This is a genomic window from Rhizobium sp. PvP014, assembly GCF_017876855.1.
GTDB classification, from domain to species: domain Bacteria; phylum Pseudomonadota; class Alphaproteobacteria; order Rhizobiales; family Rhizobiaceae; genus Neorhizobium; species Neorhizobium soli.
The window spans coordinates 35,693-51,938 of sequence record NZ_JAGIOT010000001.1; the positions used below are offsets into that span (position 1 = coordinate 35,693).

General features: G+C 60.2%; 18 protein-coding genes. 6 read left to right on the forward strand and 12 right to left on the reverse strand.

Going from position 1 to position 16,246, the window contains the following annotated elements; genetic code table 11:
* Positions 1 to 8: 8 nt before the first annotated feature.
* Positions 9 to 842, reverse strand: a complete 834-nt coding sequence (locus J3A65_RS00165; RefSeq protein ID WP_209898259.1) for a transporter substrate-binding domain-containing protein — start codon at positions 840 to 842, stop codon at positions 9 to 11.
* A gap of 210 nt (positions 843 to 1,052) precedes the next feature.
* On the opposite strand from J3A65_RS00165, the gene J3A65_RS00170 reads away from it, so the two are divergent.
* Positions 1,053 to 1,742 carry a TetR family transcriptional regulator gene (locus J3A65_RS00170; RefSeq protein WP_209898263.1) on the forward strand — a complete coding sequence of 230 codons (690 nt, stop codon included), beginning with the start codon at positions 1,053 to 1,055 and terminating at the stop codon, positions 1,740 to 1,742.
* Here the strand turns inward: J3A65_RS00170 and J3A65_RS00175 are convergent.
* Together J3A65_RS00175 and J3A65_RS00180 are read right to left on the reverse strand one after the other, a co-directional pair.
* Complete coding sequence (locus J3A65_RS00175) at positions 1,712 to 2,620, reverse strand: NAD(P)-dependent oxidoreductase (RefSeq protein ID WP_209898266.1); 909 nt, start codon at positions 2,618 to 2,620, stop codon at positions 1,712 to 1,714. The two genes, J3A65_RS00170 and J3A65_RS00175, sit on opposite strands and share 31 nt — an antisense overlap.
* Positions 2,617 to 3,315 (reverse strand): hypothetical protein, encoded by a 699-nt coding sequence (locus J3A65_RS00180; RefSeq protein WP_209898268.1) that lies wholly within the window; start codon positions 3,313 to 3,315, stop codon positions 2,617 to 2,619. Before J3A65_RS00180 ends, J3A65_RS00175 begins: the two co-directional genes overlap by 4 nt.
* A 195-nt stretch (positions 3,316 to 3,510) precedes the next feature.
* On the opposite strand from J3A65_RS00180, the gene J3A65_RS00185 reads away from it, so the two are divergent.
* The 3 genes from J3A65_RS00185 (at position 3,511) to J3A65_RS00195 (ending at position 5,900) form a co-directional block, all read left to right on the forward strand.
* Positions 3,511 to 4,251, forward strand: a complete 741-nt coding sequence (locus J3A65_RS00185; protein WP_062459017.1) for an SDR family NAD(P)-dependent oxidoreductase — start codon at positions 3,511 to 3,513, stop codon at positions 4,249 to 4,251.
* A gap of 10 nt (positions 4,252 to 4,261) precedes the next feature.
* Positions 4,262 to 5,080 (forward strand): TIM barrel protein, encoded by an 819-nt coding sequence (locus tag J3A65_RS00190; protein ID WP_209898271.1) that lies wholly within the window; start codon positions 4,262 to 4,264, stop codon positions 5,078 to 5,080.
* 106 nt (positions 5,081 to 5,186) lie between these two features.
* On the forward strand, positions 5,187 to 5,900 hold the full coding sequence (locus tag J3A65_RS00195) for a GntR family transcriptional regulator (RefSeq protein WP_162759444.1): 714 nt from the start codon (positions 5,187 to 5,189) through the stop codon (positions 5,898 to 5,900).
* A gap of 36 nt (positions 5,901 to 5,936) precedes the next feature.
* On the opposite strand, the gene mnhG is transcribed toward J3A65_RS00195, so the two are convergent.
* From mnhG to J3A65_RS00225, 6 genes are read right to left on the reverse strand one after another with little or no spacing between them, the layout of a single operon-like run.
* Positions 5,937 to 6,305 (reverse strand): monovalent cation/H(+) antiporter subunit G, encoded by a 369-nt coding sequence (gene mnhG / locus J3A65_RS00200; protein WP_062459008.1) that lies wholly within the window; start codon positions 6,303 to 6,305, stop codon positions 5,937 to 5,939.
* Positions 6,302 to 6,583, reverse strand: coding sequence for a K+/H+ antiporter subunit F (locus J3A65_RS00205; RefSeq protein ID WP_062459005.1), 282 nt, complete (start codon positions 6,581 to 6,583; stop codon positions 6,302 to 6,304). Before J3A65_RS00205 ends, mnhG begins: the two co-directional genes overlap by 4 nt.
* Complete coding sequence (locus J3A65_RS00210) at positions 6,580 to 7,056, reverse strand: Na+/H+ antiporter subunit E (RefSeq protein WP_062459002.1); 477 nt, start codon at positions 7,054 to 7,056, stop codon at positions 6,580 to 6,582. Before J3A65_RS00210 ends, J3A65_RS00205 begins: the two co-directional genes overlap by 4 nt.
* A complete protein-coding gene (locus J3A65_RS00215; protein ID WP_062576429.1) occupies positions 7,056 to 8,681 on the reverse strand; it encodes a monovalent cation/H+ antiporter subunit D in 1,626 nt (541 codons plus the stop codon). The genes J3A65_RS00210 and J3A65_RS00215 overlap by 1 nt, the downstream gene beginning before the upstream one ends.
* Positions 8,678 to 9,016 carry a Na+/H+ antiporter subunit C gene (locus J3A65_RS00220; protein WP_062458996.1) on the reverse strand — a complete coding sequence of 113 codons (339 nt, stop codon included), beginning with the start codon at positions 9,014 to 9,016 and terminating at the stop codon, positions 8,678 to 8,680. Before J3A65_RS00220 ends, J3A65_RS00215 begins: the two co-directional genes overlap by 4 nt.
* Entirely contained in the window at positions 9,016 to 11,937 is a 2,922-nt protein-coding gene (locus J3A65_RS00225) for a monovalent cation/H+ antiporter subunit A (RefSeq protein WP_209899845.1), read from the reverse strand. Before J3A65_RS00225 ends, J3A65_RS00220 begins: the two co-directional genes overlap by 1 nt.
* A 75-nt stretch (positions 11,938 to 12,012) precedes the next feature.
* Between J3A65_RS00225 and J3A65_RS00230 the strand changes: the two genes are divergently transcribed.
* Positions 12,013 to 12,321 carry a helix-turn-helix transcriptional regulator gene (locus tag J3A65_RS00230; RefSeq protein WP_062458994.1) on the forward strand — a complete coding sequence of 103 codons (309 nt, stop codon included), beginning with the start codon at positions 12,013 to 12,015 and terminating at the stop codon, positions 12,319 to 12,321.
* A 92-nt stretch (positions 12,322 to 12,413) separates the two neighbouring features.
* Complete coding sequence (locus J3A65_RS23440; protein WP_256413830.1) at positions 12,414 to 12,539, forward strand: hypothetical protein; 126 nt, start codon at positions 12,414 to 12,416, stop codon at positions 12,537 to 12,539.
* A gap of 106 nt (positions 12,540 to 12,645) precedes the next feature.
* On the opposite strand, the gene J3A65_RS00235 is transcribed toward J3A65_RS23440, so the two are convergent.
* The 3 genes from J3A65_RS00235 to J3A65_RS00245 all read right to left on the reverse strand — a co-directional run bounded on the left by J3A65_RS00235 (position 12,646) and on the right by J3A65_RS00245 (position 16,220).
* Positions 12,646 to 13,683, reverse strand: coding sequence for a dipeptidase (locus J3A65_RS00235; protein ID WP_209898274.1), 1,038 nt, complete (start codon positions 13,681 to 13,683; stop codon positions 12,646 to 12,648).
* 109 nt (positions 13,684 to 13,792) lie between these two features.
* Positions 13,793 to 15,151 carry a lipopolysaccharide biosynthesis protein gene (locus J3A65_RS00240; protein ID WP_209898277.1) on the reverse strand — a complete coding sequence of 453 codons (1,359 nt, stop codon included), beginning with the start codon at positions 15,149 to 15,151 and terminating at the stop codon, positions 13,793 to 13,795.
* On the reverse strand, positions 15,141 to 16,220 hold the full coding sequence (locus J3A65_RS00245) for a GNAT family N-acetyltransferase (protein ID WP_209898280.1): 1,080 nt from the start codon (positions 16,218 to 16,220) through the stop codon (positions 15,141 to 15,143). Before J3A65_RS00245 ends, J3A65_RS00240 begins: the two co-directional genes overlap by 11 nt.
* Between the last annotated feature and the right edge of the window lie 26 nt (positions 16,221 to 16,246).

Sequence of the window (16,246 nt, forward strand, 5' to 3'; positions counted from 1 at the left end):
GCTAACTTTTACTGTACGGTGAAGGGGATGCCTTCGAGCTTTTCCGGGAAGTTCGGAAGTGCGTCGGCTGCCAGCCACTTCTTATTGATCGCTTCGAGACGGCCATCGGCCTTGATCTTGTCGATGAACTTGTTCAGCCAGTCGTTGATCTCCTTGTCGCCGAGCTTGGTGGTAACGCCCATCCACTGTTCGTTGAAGACCAGCTTCTGCTCGTAGTCGTTGCCTGGCGATGCGCGGTCGAGATTGATCTTGTAGGTCGTGTTGCCACCGATCGCATCGACCTGGCCGGAGACGAGCGCCTGGATGTTGGAGCTGTCGTCGTCGAAGCGGCGGATGTTGGGAACGTCACCCAGAAGGGTGGTGATCGCCTTGTCCTGTGCCGCGCCGCGTGGCACGCCGATGCGCAGGCTTTTCGCGTCCTCGATCGTGGTGATCTTGTTCTTGGCGCTCGACAGAAGAATGATCTTCAGGCCTGCATAAGGCTTGCTGAACTGCACGGCCTTGGCGCGATCCGGATACATGCCCATGACGGCCATCTGCAGATCGACCTTGCCGGTCAGAAGGTTCGGGATGCGGGCCGAGACGGCGTTCGGTACGAACTCGACCTTGACGCCCATTTCCTCGCCGATCAGCTTGGCCACATCGACGTCATAGCCGATGTTCTGGCCGCTGGCGTCGATCGAGCCCCATGGTGCCTGTTCGCCCATGACGCCGACCCGGATGACGCCGGCGCTTTTGATCTTCTCAAGAGCCTGCGCATGGGCGGCTGACGCGCCGAGCGCCATGCTGACGCCCGCAACCAGCGTCAATGCGAGTGTGCGGAATGAAAATTTGCCTGGCATGAAATGTCCTCCTCAGGGTTGATGCCTTTTGATGCCTGGGCGGCGACTCCTCTTCGCAACCCAGACGGAAATACCCGTATTTCAATTAACCAACCAGTTGGTTGATGTCAATCGACGTGCTATTCCTGCTCGCGGATTGATTGCTTACACTTAAGCCGCTGCTCCCTGTTGCCTGCTGTGGTAACGGGGCCGCGAGGCCGAGGAATTGAGATGACGACCACCGAAAACATGTCCGCTGATACGAGCCTTGACCCGGGCCAAAGGTCGCCGGAAAGGCGCAGACGCTTTTTGCTGGAATCGGCAATCACGGAATTTTCGACCTACGGAATCGGTGGCGCACGGGTCGATCGCATCGCTCAGCGCGCGAATTCCAACAAGGCGATGGTCTACCACTACTTCGGCAGCAAGGAGGATCTCTACCTTGCCGCGATGGAGCATCTTTACACCGGCATCCGCAGTGCCGAAGACGCGCTCGTGCTCGATCCGGAAGATCCCGTCGGTGCGATGAAGGCGCTGATCGCCTTTACCTTCCGGTATTATATCGACAACCCCGCCTTCGTCCGAATGATCAACACCGAAAACCTGCACGGCGCAGCCCATCTGCAGTCGGCCGGCGACATGAAGGGGCTTAACAGCTCGGTCGTGACGAAGGTCTCGACGATCCTCGATATCGGTGCCGCAAAGGGCCTTTTCCGACGCGTGGACCCTCTCGATCTCTACATCTCGATTTCCGCCCTCGGCTTTACCTATGTTTCCAATCGCCACACGCTGAAGGTCCTGTTCGGACGCGACCTGATGGCTGCGGACGCTATCGAGGCGCGCCTGGAAACCATGACCGACATGATCCTGCGATATGTTGCCGCGGACGGTCATCGGCCCCTCCCCGCGATCGATCGGTAATGGGCGACAGTCTGTGATATTCCCTGTCGGAGCGGCGTGACGGGGATCGGGCCCAGCAGAACCTGATTGTCGGTGGCTTTGATATCCGGCGCCATCGGCACGGCTGGGCCGCCAAAATCGATGTTCGCGCCCGGGACCTCGGCCGTGATCGCTGCGATCACGGCCGGGACGTCCTCGCAGGCACCGCCCACCGAAAACGCATGCGCGCCCTCGAACGGTCTTGTTGCCGCCGCCGCGAAGGCCGCTGCAACATCGGCGACGAAAACGAGATCCTGCGGACCGGAGTATCCGATCGTGTAGGCATTGCCGAGAACCGCTTCGCGGCATGCAAGCGTTGGCCCCGCCGTCAGCCCGCTTTCGCGCCCAGGCCCGTAGACAACAGTCGGTCGGAGGCCAATGCTGGCAATGCCCGCATCGGCCCAGTACGCGCGGGCGCTTCCTTCGCAGGCAAGCTTGAAGGCGCCGTAATGCGTGACCGGATGCGGCGTCGTTCCGTCATCGGGGCCAAAAACGGCAGCGCTGCTGGCATAGGCGATCCTCGCAATGCCGTTAGCCTTGGCTGCTTCGAACACGTTCAGCGTGCCGATCAGGTTCACCGTCGCGCCTAAAACAGGATCGCTCTTGCAGGGCGGCGTCAACAGAGCCGCGAGATGAATAATGGATGCGCAATTTTTTGCAGCGGCCTTCACCGCAGCGCCATCGGTAATGTCGCCCTGAACCCACTCGACGTGATCCGCTTCGTCGCCCGCGATCTCCCGCAGGATGCGGCGGTCGGTAGAGCGATCGAAGATCCGCACGTCATGGCCTTCGGCCTTCAACGCCTTGAGGATCCAGCCGCCCAGAAAGCCGGCGCCGCCGGTCATCAGAATCCGGGTCATGGCGCGCCCCGCATATCTTCCGAGGTAATCGAGAAGGCGGTCTCATAGATATCAGTGACCGGCGCTTGAAGGATGCCTCTTTCAACTGCCAGCCGCTCCACCTCGGGCAAGGCCGCCTGCAGTCCTGCGCTCGACGACCCCTCGACCAGAACGACGACGTCGAAGACCGTCTCGTTCATTACAGCCCGCAGCTCGGTTTCCTTGGTGCGGACGCTCGAAACCTCGTTGCGGGAAACACCGACGTGGACGCAGGAGACACCACGCACCGCGAGCATCGCGTCCGCGAGTGCCTGAGCACTTGCCCGCAGCCGGGTTTCGCCATCGTCGCCCGAGAGATCGAAGCGGATCGTCGCCATGCTGCCACCGTCACCATGGCCGGCTTCAGCAATGCGTTCGCAGGCGACGCGCAGAAAATTACGGAAACTCGGCGCAACAGCCGTCGTCCAGGGTGTCGGGTTGTTCAAACGCTCGAGGTAGTCGGGGGAACGGAACGTCTCCAGTGTCTCGCCGGAATAGACGGTTCCGAAAGCGTAGCGGGACGCATCAGGAGCATGCAGCCGCTTGCCGGTCCTGAAACCCGGGATCGAAAGGCGCTCCGGCATATGTTCACGGGTATGCCATTCGATATATTCGGCATGCCCGCCCTCTTCGATGTCGTGCCAGATCGCCAGAAAGGCGTTGCCATTCATTCCCATCGTCTTCTCCTCCCATTCACTTGCCCTGCATCCTCAGCGCTTGACAAGCCGGTCATTTGCGACCCATGTAGTCCACTAGAATGTTAGTATGCTACAAATGTCAAGCGCAAGGTTCCGGTCATACGGATGCGTGAAGACGACAAACGAAGAAAGCGGCTCTTGGGAAACGGGTCGTAATGCCAGGAGGAGACAATCATGGCGAACCAGGAAACACCCCGCGTCGCAATCGTTACCGGCGGAGCCGGCGGGCTCGGATTTCCGATCGCAGCAAGACTTGCGGCCAAAGGCCACAAGGTCGCGCTATGGGACATCAACAAGGAACGGGTCGAAGAGGCTGCTGCCAAACTTCCGGGCGCCAAGGGTTATGTGGTCAACGTCATGGACCCCGCAGCCGTCGAGGAAGCTACGGTGCAAGCGGTCGCGGACCTGGGGCCGCTCGGCATTCTCGTGACCTGCGCCGGTCACAACGGCCCGCTCGAAAAATTCGTCGATTACCCGCATGACGGCTGGCGTTTTGTGATGTCGCTCAATCTCGATGCGGTCTTCTACTGCTGCCAATCGGCGGTTCGGCAAATGCTGAAGACCGGCTATGGCCGCATCGTCAATATCGCCTCGATCGCCGGCAAGGAAGGCAATCCCAACGCGGTCGCCTACTCCGCTTCGAAGGCGGGTGTTATCGGCCTGACGAAATCGATCGGCAAGGAACTGGCAACGACGCAGATCCGCGTCAACTGCGTGACGCCGGCTGCGATCGAAACGGAAATGATGAACCAGCTGACACCGGAATTTAAAGCCTATGTAACAGCGAAGATCCCTGTTGGTCGCCTGGGCGAAGCGGAAGAAGTCGCATCGCTCGTCAACTGGCTGGCGTCTGAGGAATGCTCGTTCTCGACCGGCGCCGTCTTCGACGTCTCCGGCGGGCGCGCGACGTATTGAGGCCACGCGTATGTACAGGCAACATCCCCTTTCGCTCGCCTATCTGACCGTGTTCGGTTGTCCTCCGGTCGAGAACGTCAGGATCGCAGCCGCCTGCGGTTACGATCTCGTCAGCCTGCGGCTGATCGCTCCGCACGGGCTGGAGCTTGCCCATCCGATCGTTGGGAACCAGAAGCTGATCCGCGAAATCAACGCTGCAGCGTCGGACACGGGCATGTCGTTCTACGACGGCGAGGTGTTCACCCTCCTGCCGGAGACGGACATCAAAACCTGGCTTCCGGTGATCGAGACTGCCGGTGAATTCGCAATGCCGGTCATGCAGATCACCTGCGAGGACCCGGATCTTTCCCGTGCAGCGGACAATCTTGGCCGCATTGCCGACGCGGCGGCGCAATACGGGATCAAGATGGCGATCGAGTTCATGCGTTGGCGTTCCACTGCCAACATCCATGATGCAAGCCGCCTGGCGAGTGCGACGGGCCGGAACAATGTCGGCCTTCTGATAGACGCGCTGCACCTGTCACGCTCCGGCGGAAGCCCCGCTGATGTCGCAAGCGTGCCGAAGGGCCAGGCGCTATATCTCCAGCTTTGCGACGCGCCGGCAATGCAACCGGCAGACAACGCCGGTTGCATTGCCGAGGCACGCACCGCCCGGATGTTTCCAGGCGACGGCGGCCTGTGGTTGAAGGATCTGATGGCCGCCCTGCCCGCAGATGTCGTGATTAGCGTCGAGACCCCGCATATAGGAGACGCGGCGCTCAGCTTCATGCAGCGGGCAGAAGTGGGAATGGCTGCCACGCGGCGCTTCCTGGACAAGATCGCGACCTGACAAGCGCCCTCAGGGAATGTTGCCTCACTCCCTGAGGGCGCGTACAGAATTCGGTTATGCCGCGTCGGAGCGTATGATCCGCTCCGGGAAGGAAGGGACCGTAGGAATGGATGCAAAACCACGATCCTCGCTGGGCGCAAGGGTGACCGAGAGGCTGAGACGAGCCATCATCGATGGCGAGCTCGAGCTGGGTGACGCACTTTCGGAAGACAAGCTGGCGACCACGCTTGGCGTCAGTCGGAGCCCCGTGAAAGAAGCCTTCGCTACCCTTGAACAGCAGGGCCTCATCGATGTGCGTCCGCAAAGGGGAAGTTTTGTCTTTCTGCCGACTCGCGAAGATACGGAAAACCTGTGCGAATTTCGCAGGACGATCGAGATCGAGGCAGTTCGCCTCGCCATGTCGCGTCGTCGCGGTGAAACATTGAAGGCGATGCGGGCAGCTGCCGAAGACATGATGGCGGCGTGCGAGGCGGGCGACAACCATCGATCCGCCCGCGCTGATGATCATTTCCACGATGCATCGCTGGAGAATTGCGGCAATCCGTATCTGTTCAACGCCTACCAGCTCGTGTCGAGCAAGGTCGCGGCACTTCGATCGCACCGTTCCACGCTGCCCACGCGCAAAAACGCAAGTGCTGAACATATCGCCATCGTCGAGCTTCTGGAAAGCAATCGGATCACCGAAGGACTGGACATGCTTGGGACCCATGTCCTGATGATGGCGGTTCGGTACGGTATTGAGGAAGAGCCGCTACGACTTCCCGGTGGACGAGCCGCACGCAGCGCGAAACTCGACCATATCGGCCTTCTGCCGGACTAGTCCCGCAACCGGAACGGACGACAGGACAGATCCGTCTCAATCGTTGTTTACGATATCGGCGCGGTGTTTCTCCGGCACGCCTTTCGTCTTCTCAACTCTGTCTCGATGCAGCGCGGCGCGTGCGAGGAGAAGGAAGGTGGCCGGCGTCGTAACCGTGACGAAGATCCCGATGAGGATCTCGTGCATCATTGGTCGACCTGATGTCACGGAGAAAAAGATCATCGATGCGACCATGACGCCGCCCACACCCCAGCTGGTGCCGAGGGTTGGCGCATGGATGCGCTCGTAAAACGTCGGCAGCCGGAGAAAGCCGATCGCGCCGATCAGCGCCAGCGCCGCACCGACAAGCAGGAATACCGCGACCGCGATGGCGGCCCAGAGCGGCAGATCAGTGGCTTCACTCATTCGATCACCTCACCCCGCATCAGAAATTTGGCGAGCGCAACGGTTGCCACGAAACCCAGCATGCCGATCACCAGCGCCGCTTCGAAATAGATGACCCGACCCGTGCCGATCCCGAACGTGACAAGCATCAGCATCGCGTTGATGTAGAGCGTGTCCAGTGCAATGATCCTGTCCTGCGCCCGCGGGCCGCCGAACATGCGCACAGAGGCGATAGCCATGGCCGCAGCCAGCATCAATTGTGCGACAGCCACAGCTGTGAAGACGATGATGGCACTCATACGAAGATCTCCATCAAGAGCTTTTCATAGCGGTTCTTGACCATATCGCGCCACTTCGCCTCGTCGTCGAGATCGAGAACATGCAACAGCACGGTATTGTCGTTGGAATCGTATTCCAGCCAGGCTGAGCCGGGCGTGCTCGTCAGAACGATCGCGAGCACCGCAAGCGAGAAATGGTTGTGCGTCTGCAGCTGGATCGTCAGAAAGGCCGGATTATGCCGCCGCGAACCGCTCCTCAGGATGACTGCGGCAACCTGCGCGTTCGACTTTGCAACGTCGTAGAGCACCATCCCCAAAAGCTTCGGGAGAAGGTACCATTTGCCGAGTCTCGGCTTTTCCGGTCTCAGGGAAGCCATAGCCCAGCAGGCGAAGACTGCGACCATTGTGCCGATAATCAGGTGGCCGAGCGTGAACCCGTTCAGCAGCAGCCACATGAGGACCAGGAAGACGGCAAGGATCGGGAATGGAAACATCAATCGCCTCCCTGTCCGTTGCTGTCGGCGACGCCCTTCAGGACTGTCGCGTTTCTGACGGCGTTGATGTAATTTTCCGGGCTGGCGAGGGTCCGTATCGTCGTGTCCATGTACTGCATCGCGGGTCCAGCCTGAACCGTCAGCACAAGGGTAAGGCTCAGAAGGAACATGACTGGTACGATCTCGATGACCAGCACCCGCGGCACGGTGCCCTCGATCGAGCTCCAGAACGTCCTGATGCCAACACGCGTCATCGCGATAAGCGCTGCGACGCCTGACAGGATGACGAGAACGATGAGCGTCCAGACCGCAGCAGTCGGCGGCACGCCAATGGCGCCGGTGCCCATCATCGCGGACAACATCGCGAATTTGGCGATAAAGCCAGACAGTGGCGGCAGACCGGACAGAAGGATCGCACAGGCTGCAAAGCATATGCCGAGGATCGCCATCGTCCCGGGCATCGTGACCCCGTCGCCCTCTTGCGGCTCATCGTCGTCGGCGTCGCCGTAAGCTTCCATCGTCACGGTGAGGACGCTAGCGCCCGCATCCTGACCACGCTCGACAAGTTCGATCAGCATGAAGAAGGCGCTGATCGTCAGGGTCGAGCTCACGAGATAGAGGAGTGCGCCGGACGAGACCGCACCATCGTTGATGCCGAGCACCATCAGAAGCGTGCCGGACGACACCAGAACCGAATATCCGGCCAACCGGCCCAGGGCCTGCGACGCGAGCACGCCGATCGTTCCAAACACCACTGTCGCGATACCGCCGATGAGCAGGAATGTCGATCCGAACCCGGCCGATGGCCCGGTTTCAAACAGCAGCATGATCAGCCGCAAGATGACATAGATGCCGAGCTTGCTGAGGATCGCGAAAACGCCCGCGACGGGTGCCGAAGCGGCGCTATAGGCGGTCGGAAGCCAGAAGCAGAGCGGCCACATGCCGGCCTTGATGAGAAATGCGATCCCAAGCACGCCGGCGCCGGCTTCCATCAGCATGCGTCGGTCCGGCTCGATCTGCGGAATGCGCGCTGCAAGGTCGGCCATATTCAGCGTGCCGGCTGTTCCGTAAATCAGGCTGACACCGATCAGGAAGAGAAGTGCGGCCGCAAGATTGACGGCGATGTAATGGAGGCCGGCCTTCACCCGCAGCGGACCCGAGCCGTGGAGAAGCAGACCATAGGATGCAGCCAGCATCACCTCGAAGAAAACAAAGAGGTTGAAGAGATCGCCGGTGAGGAATGCACCATCCACCCCCATCAGCAGCAGCTGGAACATGGTGTGGAAATGGGCGCCGACCGTATGCCAGCGGGCCATCGAATAGACGAGCGACGCAAGCGCCACCAGCGCCGTCAGAAGCAGCATCATCGCCGACAGCCCGTCGAGCACCAGCACGATCCCAAATGGAGCGGCCCAGTTGCCCAGCAGATAGACGCCTTCGAAATCGCTCGGACCGCTCTCGATACGAAACAGCACGAACGAAACGCAGACGAGGATCACCACCGACGTCAGGCTGACCATCGCCTTGGCAACGCGCTGTCGTTCGTCGATGAACAACAGCACTGCCGCCGCAAGCAGCGGGACCAGGATCGGTGCTATGATGAGGTGATGCGCCCAGCCGTTCATGACGGGTCGCTCCTGCCGTCAACATGGTCGGAGCCGGTCAGGCCGCGGGAGGCGAGAAGCACGACCAGAAACAGTGCCGTCGTGGCAAATCCGATGACAATTGCCGTCAGCACCAGTGCCTGGGGCACCGGATCCGCAAGGCTTGCGGTGGCCGTGCCGTCCACGAGAACCGGCGGCACATTGGTCTTCACCCCGCCGACGCTGAAGATGAACAGGTTGACGGCATAGGCCAGAAGGGAAAGCCCGACGATGACCTGATAGGTCCGTGGGCGCAGGATGAGCCACACGCCGCAAAAGGTCATGACGCCGATGGCGATGGAGAGAATGATTTCCATCAGGTTTCCTTCGTCTTTGCTGCATCGATTGCCCGCAGGCGATTGATGCGGATCGACTGGTGCGCCAACGCCACCATGATCAGAACCGTCGAGCCAACGACGAGCGAGAAGACGCCGAGATCAAACAGCAATGCCGTTGCCGCCGGCATTTTCCCGACAAGCGGAAGCTCGACATACTGGAAGTGCGAGGTGAGGAACGGGTAGCCGAAAGCCCAGGCTCCGATACCGGTTAAGGCCGCAGTCAGAAGGCCAGCACCCATCCAGCGCAGCGGCAGAATTCGGATCCGATCTTCTGCCCAGCGTGTTCCGCCAGCCAGATACTGCAGCAGGAAGGCGAGCGACAGCGTCAGGCCTGCCGAGAACCCGCCGCCCGGCATGTCGTGACCACGCAGGAACAGATAGACAGCGAACATGATGATGACAGGGAAGAGCCACTGCATGATGACCGACGGGATCAGCATGTAGTCCCGAGCCGTATCGCCCGCAGACCGATCCGGCCGCTCTTCGTCGAAGCGGTTCTGTGCCCGCTGCTGTTCGGGCATCGCCATCGTATCGTCGGCCGGCCGGAAACGGCGAAGCAGCGCATAGACGGTGAGCGCCACCACGCCGAGAACTGCGATTTCGCCAAACGTATCGAAGCCGCGGAAGTCCACCAGGATCACGTTGACGACGTTGCGGCCTCCGCCCTGCGAATAAGCGTTTTCCAGGAAGTAAGTAGCGATAGCGTCCGGCACCGGCATCGTCATCACCGCATAGGATATGAAGGTCATGCCGACACCGCAGAAAACGGCGAGCGCAAGATCCCGGAAGCGTCTCAGCCGGGCGCGGACGGTAATCGGTGCATCATTGATTTCGTTCCGCTTCGGCAACCAGCGTAGGCCGAGAAGGATCAGTACCGTCGTGATGATCTCGACCAGAAGCTGCGTGATCGCGAGATCAGGCGCCGACAACCAAACGAACGTGACGCAGACGATCAGCCCGACGCCGCCAAGCATGACGAGCGCCGCCAAACGGTGATATTTCGCAAGAAACGCGGTGCCGAGCGCCAGACAAATACCAATCAGCCAGATGGCCGCGAAGGCCTTGTCGACCCCGGAGAACACGAACGGCCGCGGCTCGAACCCGGAGAGCCAGAGCGGCAGGAGACCTGCGACAAAGCCGGTGAACACGACCCAGCGCAACTGCGGCTGCAGCTTGCGGGTACCGATCCGCCGCTCCGCGAGCCTTGCCCAGCGCCATGAGACTTCGACGAGGATACGCTCGAAGATGCGCTGTCCGCGGAAGCGTCTGAACACGGGCGCACCGTCTTTGCACTGCGCAAGATAATTTCGAAGGAGGATGTAGATCAGCGCGCCGGCGACAAGAGCAACGATGCTCATAACGAGCGGAAGGTTGAAGCCGTGCCAGATCGAAAGGCTGTATTCAGGCGTATCCGGCCCGAGTACGCCCATCGCGGCCGCCTGCAGGATCGGTCCAACGGCGATCGCCGGAATGACGCCGACGACCAGACACGCGACGACCAGAAGTTCGATCGGGAACAGCATCCAGTGCGGCGGCTCGTGCGGCTTTTCCTTGGGAAGACCAACCGGCTTAGGGCCGAAAAAGACGGTGTGAATGAAACGGAGCGAATAGGCGACGCTGAACGCACCGGCGAGAGTGGCGACGTAAGGAAGGATGCGGTCCAGGAACGAGTCCGCGTGGGTCTCGACCGCTTCTGCGAAGAACATCTCCTTCGACAGGAAGCCGTTCAAAAGCGGGACGCCCGCCATCGCCGCACTGGCGACCATGGCAAGTGTGCCGGTAATCGGCATGAACCGGAACAGTCCGCTCAATTTTCGCATATCACGCGTACCGGTCTCGTGGTCGATGATACCGGCTGCCATGAACAGCGACGCCTTGAACGTCGCATGGTTCAGCATGTGAAAGATCGCAGCGACCGTTGCCAGCGGGCTCCCGAGGCTGAGCAGCGTGGTGATCAGGCCGAGATGGCTGATCGTGGAATAGGCGAGCAGACCCTTCAGATCCTGCTGGAACATCGCGAAGTACGCGCCCAGCAGAAGCGTTATCATGCCGGCTGCACCGACGAGAATGAACCATTCGTAACTGCCGGACAGCGCCGGAGACATGCGCGCCAGGAGAAAGACACCGGCCTTTACCATGGTCGCAGAATGGAGATAGGCCGATACCGGCGTCGGCGCCGCCATCGCGTTCGGCAGCCAGAAATGGAACGGAAACTGCGCGCTCTTTGTCAGAGCGCCGAGCAGGACGAAGACGAGTGCCGGGACATAGAGGGAATGTGCGCGAATGACGTCGCCGGCTTCGAGAATTTTATCAAGGTCGTAGCTGCCGACGATATTGCCGAGAAGCAGAAGGCCAACGAGAAGGCAGAACCCACCTATGCCGGTGATCGTCAGGGCCATACGCGCGCCATCGCGCGCAGCGGAGTTGTTGTGCCAGTAACTGATCAGCAGGAACGAGAAGATGCTCGTCAGCTCCCAGAAGATCGAGAGGAGAATGACGTTGCCGGAAAGCACGATCCCCATCATGGCACCCATGAACGCCAGTAGGAACGAGAAGAAGCGCGGAACCGAGTCCTCTTCGGACATGTAGTATCGCGCGTAGATGACGACCAGCAAACCGATGCCGGCGATCAGTAGCGCGAACATCCACGCGAACCCATCAAGTCGCAACTTGAACTCGAGCCCAAGCTGCGGGATCCACTCGAACGTCAGACGGACAACCTGGCCCTCCGTAATCGAAGGGTAGGAGGCAATGACGATCAGAAGGCACGCAAGCGATACCCCACCGGCAGTCCAGGATGGCAGCACACGCGACGATGTCTTCAGAAAAAATGCCGAAGCAAGACTGCCGACAAACGGCAGAACCAGAAGAACAAGCAGGAAATATGGCCCCAGCGTTATCCCAATGTGTCTGTTCCTCGTGTGTTTCGATGGCCTGAGAGCGCACAATACGCGCCACTAGCAATCTCTCGAAAGTTGACCTATATGATTTGTATTGACCAATATGGGCAGAATAGAGCGATGGGTCAAGCCGCGCAAACTTGTATATTGTCTCCAGCGCTTTGCCGGGCGGCCCGAGGGTTCCTCGACTGGACCCAGTCGGACCTTGCCGATCGCTCAGGCGTGTCGCGCAGCACCGTACGCGACTACGAGGGCCAGCGACACGATATTCACAGATCGACCGAGGCTCAGTTGCGCCAGGCGTTCGAAGGCGCGGGCCTTGCATTCGTCGTGACCGAGAATGGAATTGGGATCTGTCCCGGCGAACAGAAGCAAGAATGCTGAGGCTGCCGATCGGCACCGCAAACCATTTCAGACCCCGGGAACCAAATTCGCGCCAAGAGCTTTCTCCCTACATGTGAGGGAGGGATTATCACATGAAAATTGCTCTGCTTTCCGCATCGTTCGCCGTCGTCAGCCTGGCGGTCGCGGCTTCCTACGTCCTGCCGTCGGGCAGCACCCTGGAACGCGGCCAACCCTACAAATACGCGATGGCACGCTAATGCATCTCTCAGGCGTTTGAGAAACTCGCAACTCGCGCTGGCGTCTGACGCCGGGTCAGTTCACTTTTAACGTTTCGCACATCTGCCGGCGGCTGCTTTATGCCGCTCACGCAGCCCAGCTTCGGTCCAGCACGTCGATCCAGTTTTCGAATGAGATCTTCGCGATATCCTCGTCCGAGAAGCCATGGTTACGCAGGGCTTCGATCAGGCGCGGAAGGCCGCTTGCATCTTTCAAGTCCGAAGGCACGGTCGTACCGTCGAAATCCGAGCCTAGGGCGACGTGATTGATTCCGATCCGCTCGGCGATATAGGCAATGTGCCGCACAAGCACATCGAGGCGCGTGCTTTCGTCTCTGCGCCCGTCGTCGCGCAAGAACAGGACACCGAAATTGATGCCGACGAGCCCGCCTGTATCACGGATCGCGTCGAGCTGGCGGTCCGTGAGGTTTCGGCTGTGCGAAGATAGCGCGTGCGCATTGGAATGGGATGCGACAAGCGGCGCCTTCGAGATTTTTGCGACGTCCCAGAAACCGGCCTCGTTCAAATGCGACAGATCGACCATAATCCTGAGGTCGTTGCACGCACGAATCAGGTCTCGTCCGGCGTCACTCAGGCCCGGGCCGATATCCGGCGTTGACGGGAACTTGAACGGAACGCCATAGGCAAAGATGTTCGGACGGCTCCAGACGGGACCAAGAGTTCGCAAGCCCGCTTGGTGAAGCACGTAAAGCGCATCGAGATCCCCGGCAATTGCTTCGGCGCCCTCGATATGCATCACAGCGGCAAAGCTGCCCGTTGCAATCGAGCGGCGGAGATCGTCCGCAGTCCGACAGACCGTGACCCCGCCGTTGGAACGGCGCTCGATATCCAACAGGATCCGAGCCATGGCGATGGTCTGGTTCAGCGCCTCGGGTTGAGCCGGGGTCGGAAAATCGCCGTTCTGGTCCTTTGCCATGGACGGCGACGGCACATAGATGGCGCAGAGACCCCCGGCCAATCCACCCTCGCGGGCTCGCGGCAGATCGATATGACCATCCTTCCGCCCGTCCAGAAAGTCACCGACAGGATCCTTCGCGTCGCTCAGGCGCAAACGCAAGAGCACGTCGTTATGACCGTCGAAAACCGGAACGGGAGAGTTCGTCATCTGTGGAAAAGTCCTGGGGAAGCATGATGCGGAAGACTTCTAGATAGGGTCTCCGGCTCCGAAATACACCCGCGAGACACAGCGGAAAGAATTCGCTGCAGCTCTTTTATCATGCCCGCCTCAGGAGAAGCCGGAACATCGACGAATCGAACCCGGTCAGGGCTTTGTCCGCAATGCGCAAGACGATCGACTGAAGCGCGAAAGCGGCAGCGGTCGTCGCAACGGCGCCCATCACCCCGAAATGCGGGACGAACAGGAAGAAGCCGGCAATCCGCACCACGACGCACACGGCCATGATCTGGAGATAGCGCCCTTCGTGGCCTGCCAGAAGCAGCATGATCACAGAGGGCCTGGTCGTTCCGAGCGCCGCAGTGCCGAGGCAGAGGACCAGCAGTTCCGGGAAATACGCAGCATAGGGTTCGTTGATCAGCAGAAGGGCGAAATAGCCGCCGACCAGAATGCCGATCAGGCCGATCGCGCTGAAGGCAAGGGTTATCCAGGCAAGGCTGTCGAGCATCTTGTTGAGCGCCCGCTGTTCTCCGCGATAGTAGAGCCCCGGGAGATGGCGCGTTCCGAACAGATTGACGGAGTCCGCAGCGGCCGCAAACAGATTGGCGAGGCGAACCGTCACGAAATAGGCCCCTGCGATTACCGGGTCCATCAGATAGCCGATGATGATCACGTCTATGTACTGATTAGTAGCTTCGAGAGACGTCGCGAGCCAGAAGCGGACCGATCGCGGAAGCCATAGCCGGTAGTCCGCAACCGCACGGATACGCTGGAAGTCTGGAAACCGGTGCAGGATGCGTCCGCGGATCAGGTAGAGCTGCAGAAGGAGAGCAAGACCTGCTCCGACCGCCAAGGCCAGGAAGAGATGGGCCGTATCCGGGCGTGTCCCGCTGAAGAGACAGGCGAGCAGATAGAGGACGGGCACGCTCCCGACAATGGCGTTGCCCGCGCCGTCTCCCGAGGCAACGCCGATCTCGGTTCGCACAAGATGCATACAGATCTGCAGCACGGAGACGATCATCATATAGATGACGCAGGTTATCGCTGTCTGGCCATCGACCAATGCGGAAGCCCAGAAATACAGACCGATCGCGACGATAACGGTGCCGCTGAGCGACAGAAGCAGCGTGAAGTAGAGCGCGCCTTTCAGCTTTGCGGCATTGCCCGCGGCCGTCATCTCGTTCCACATCCGCAGCACAAACGGTTCCTGCCCGGCGGCTGCCACGATGCAGAGCAGCCCCGCTGCGGAGTAGAGGATCGAGTAATGTCCGAACGCTTCGGGATCGAGAAGCCGAGCAGCAAGCGTGATCAGCGTGAAGTTGAGCAACACCATGCCGATCTTGACGCCGACGACGACAGCCATCCCGCCGATATCCGGCCGGCGGATAAGCGCGCCGATCCGACCGGCAAAGGTGCGGTGGGCAGCGGGCGCCACGTGGTCGGATGCATCACCGGACATTGGCGACCCCTTTTCTCAGGAAGTTCTTGAGCGGCTTCGCATGGTGATAAATGGCGGCGACCGCAGCACCCTTGAGTGACAGGGCTACGGTGATATTGCGCATCGTCGTTTCCGTCGGGCGAAAATGCGTTTTGTACCCGGGATCGCCGAGGCAGAGATCCATTACTTTGCGGCCGTCCTGGTGGCGCAGCTGTGCGACGCGGTAAAGGATCTGCATTCCGGCGGAGATTTTCTGATGCTTCTTGATGTCGGATGCAAGCAGCGTTGCGTGAAACTCGCCGTCGCCTGCCAGCCCGAACAGGGCAGCGACAGGTTCTCCAGCGAGATAGCTGACGTAAAGCACAGCTTCTCCTGAAGCCGCCGCTGCGACGGCATAATCACGATAGAGATCGAAATATTCATGGCGATCCAGCAGGTTCTCCGAATAACGGTCCTGTCGCGCCTCCCGAAGGAAGTCGAAGACCGCGCGGATTTCCTGCTCGTCCGTAATGGCTTTGTGCAGGTAGGGGCCGTAGGCTGCTTCCGTCTGTCGGTGCAACCTGCCAAGGTTCTTGGTGAAGTTGCGGTTCATCACCTTCAGGCGCCAATGGTCGAAATCGTCGCCGATATCGAACGCGTAGGCAGAGTTCTCTCCCCGGCTTTCGCGAGCCCCCATGAACAGACGCTGGATGTCGAAGCCATCGGCACGAACCTTGCGGAACATCAGCAGGTCGCCACCGCGAAGCGTTTCGCGCAACGCCTTTAGAACGGCCGGTGATGCGGCGATCTGCTCGAAACGCTCCGCGTCGCAGACGATCGTGTTGTAGTCGCTGATACCGAAATCCGCAGGCTGCATTATCATCACCCCGGATGAGCGCTGCGTCACGAGGGGAAGCACGGCAAGGAGACTGTCGTCGGCTTCGTTGCGGAACGTCACCGTCCGCTGCTTCGCGCCCAGGGAAGGACCGAGGCGCCGGTGCAGCATGTCGAGCCACATCGGCGCCTGAAAGGCAGTGCCCTTCCCTTCCGAATAGAGGCGGCGATATTCCGGCCCTGAAAAATCGAACGTCTCTTCTACGGTGACTTTCATGGCTTCGGGGCTTTTCTCGATCGTAC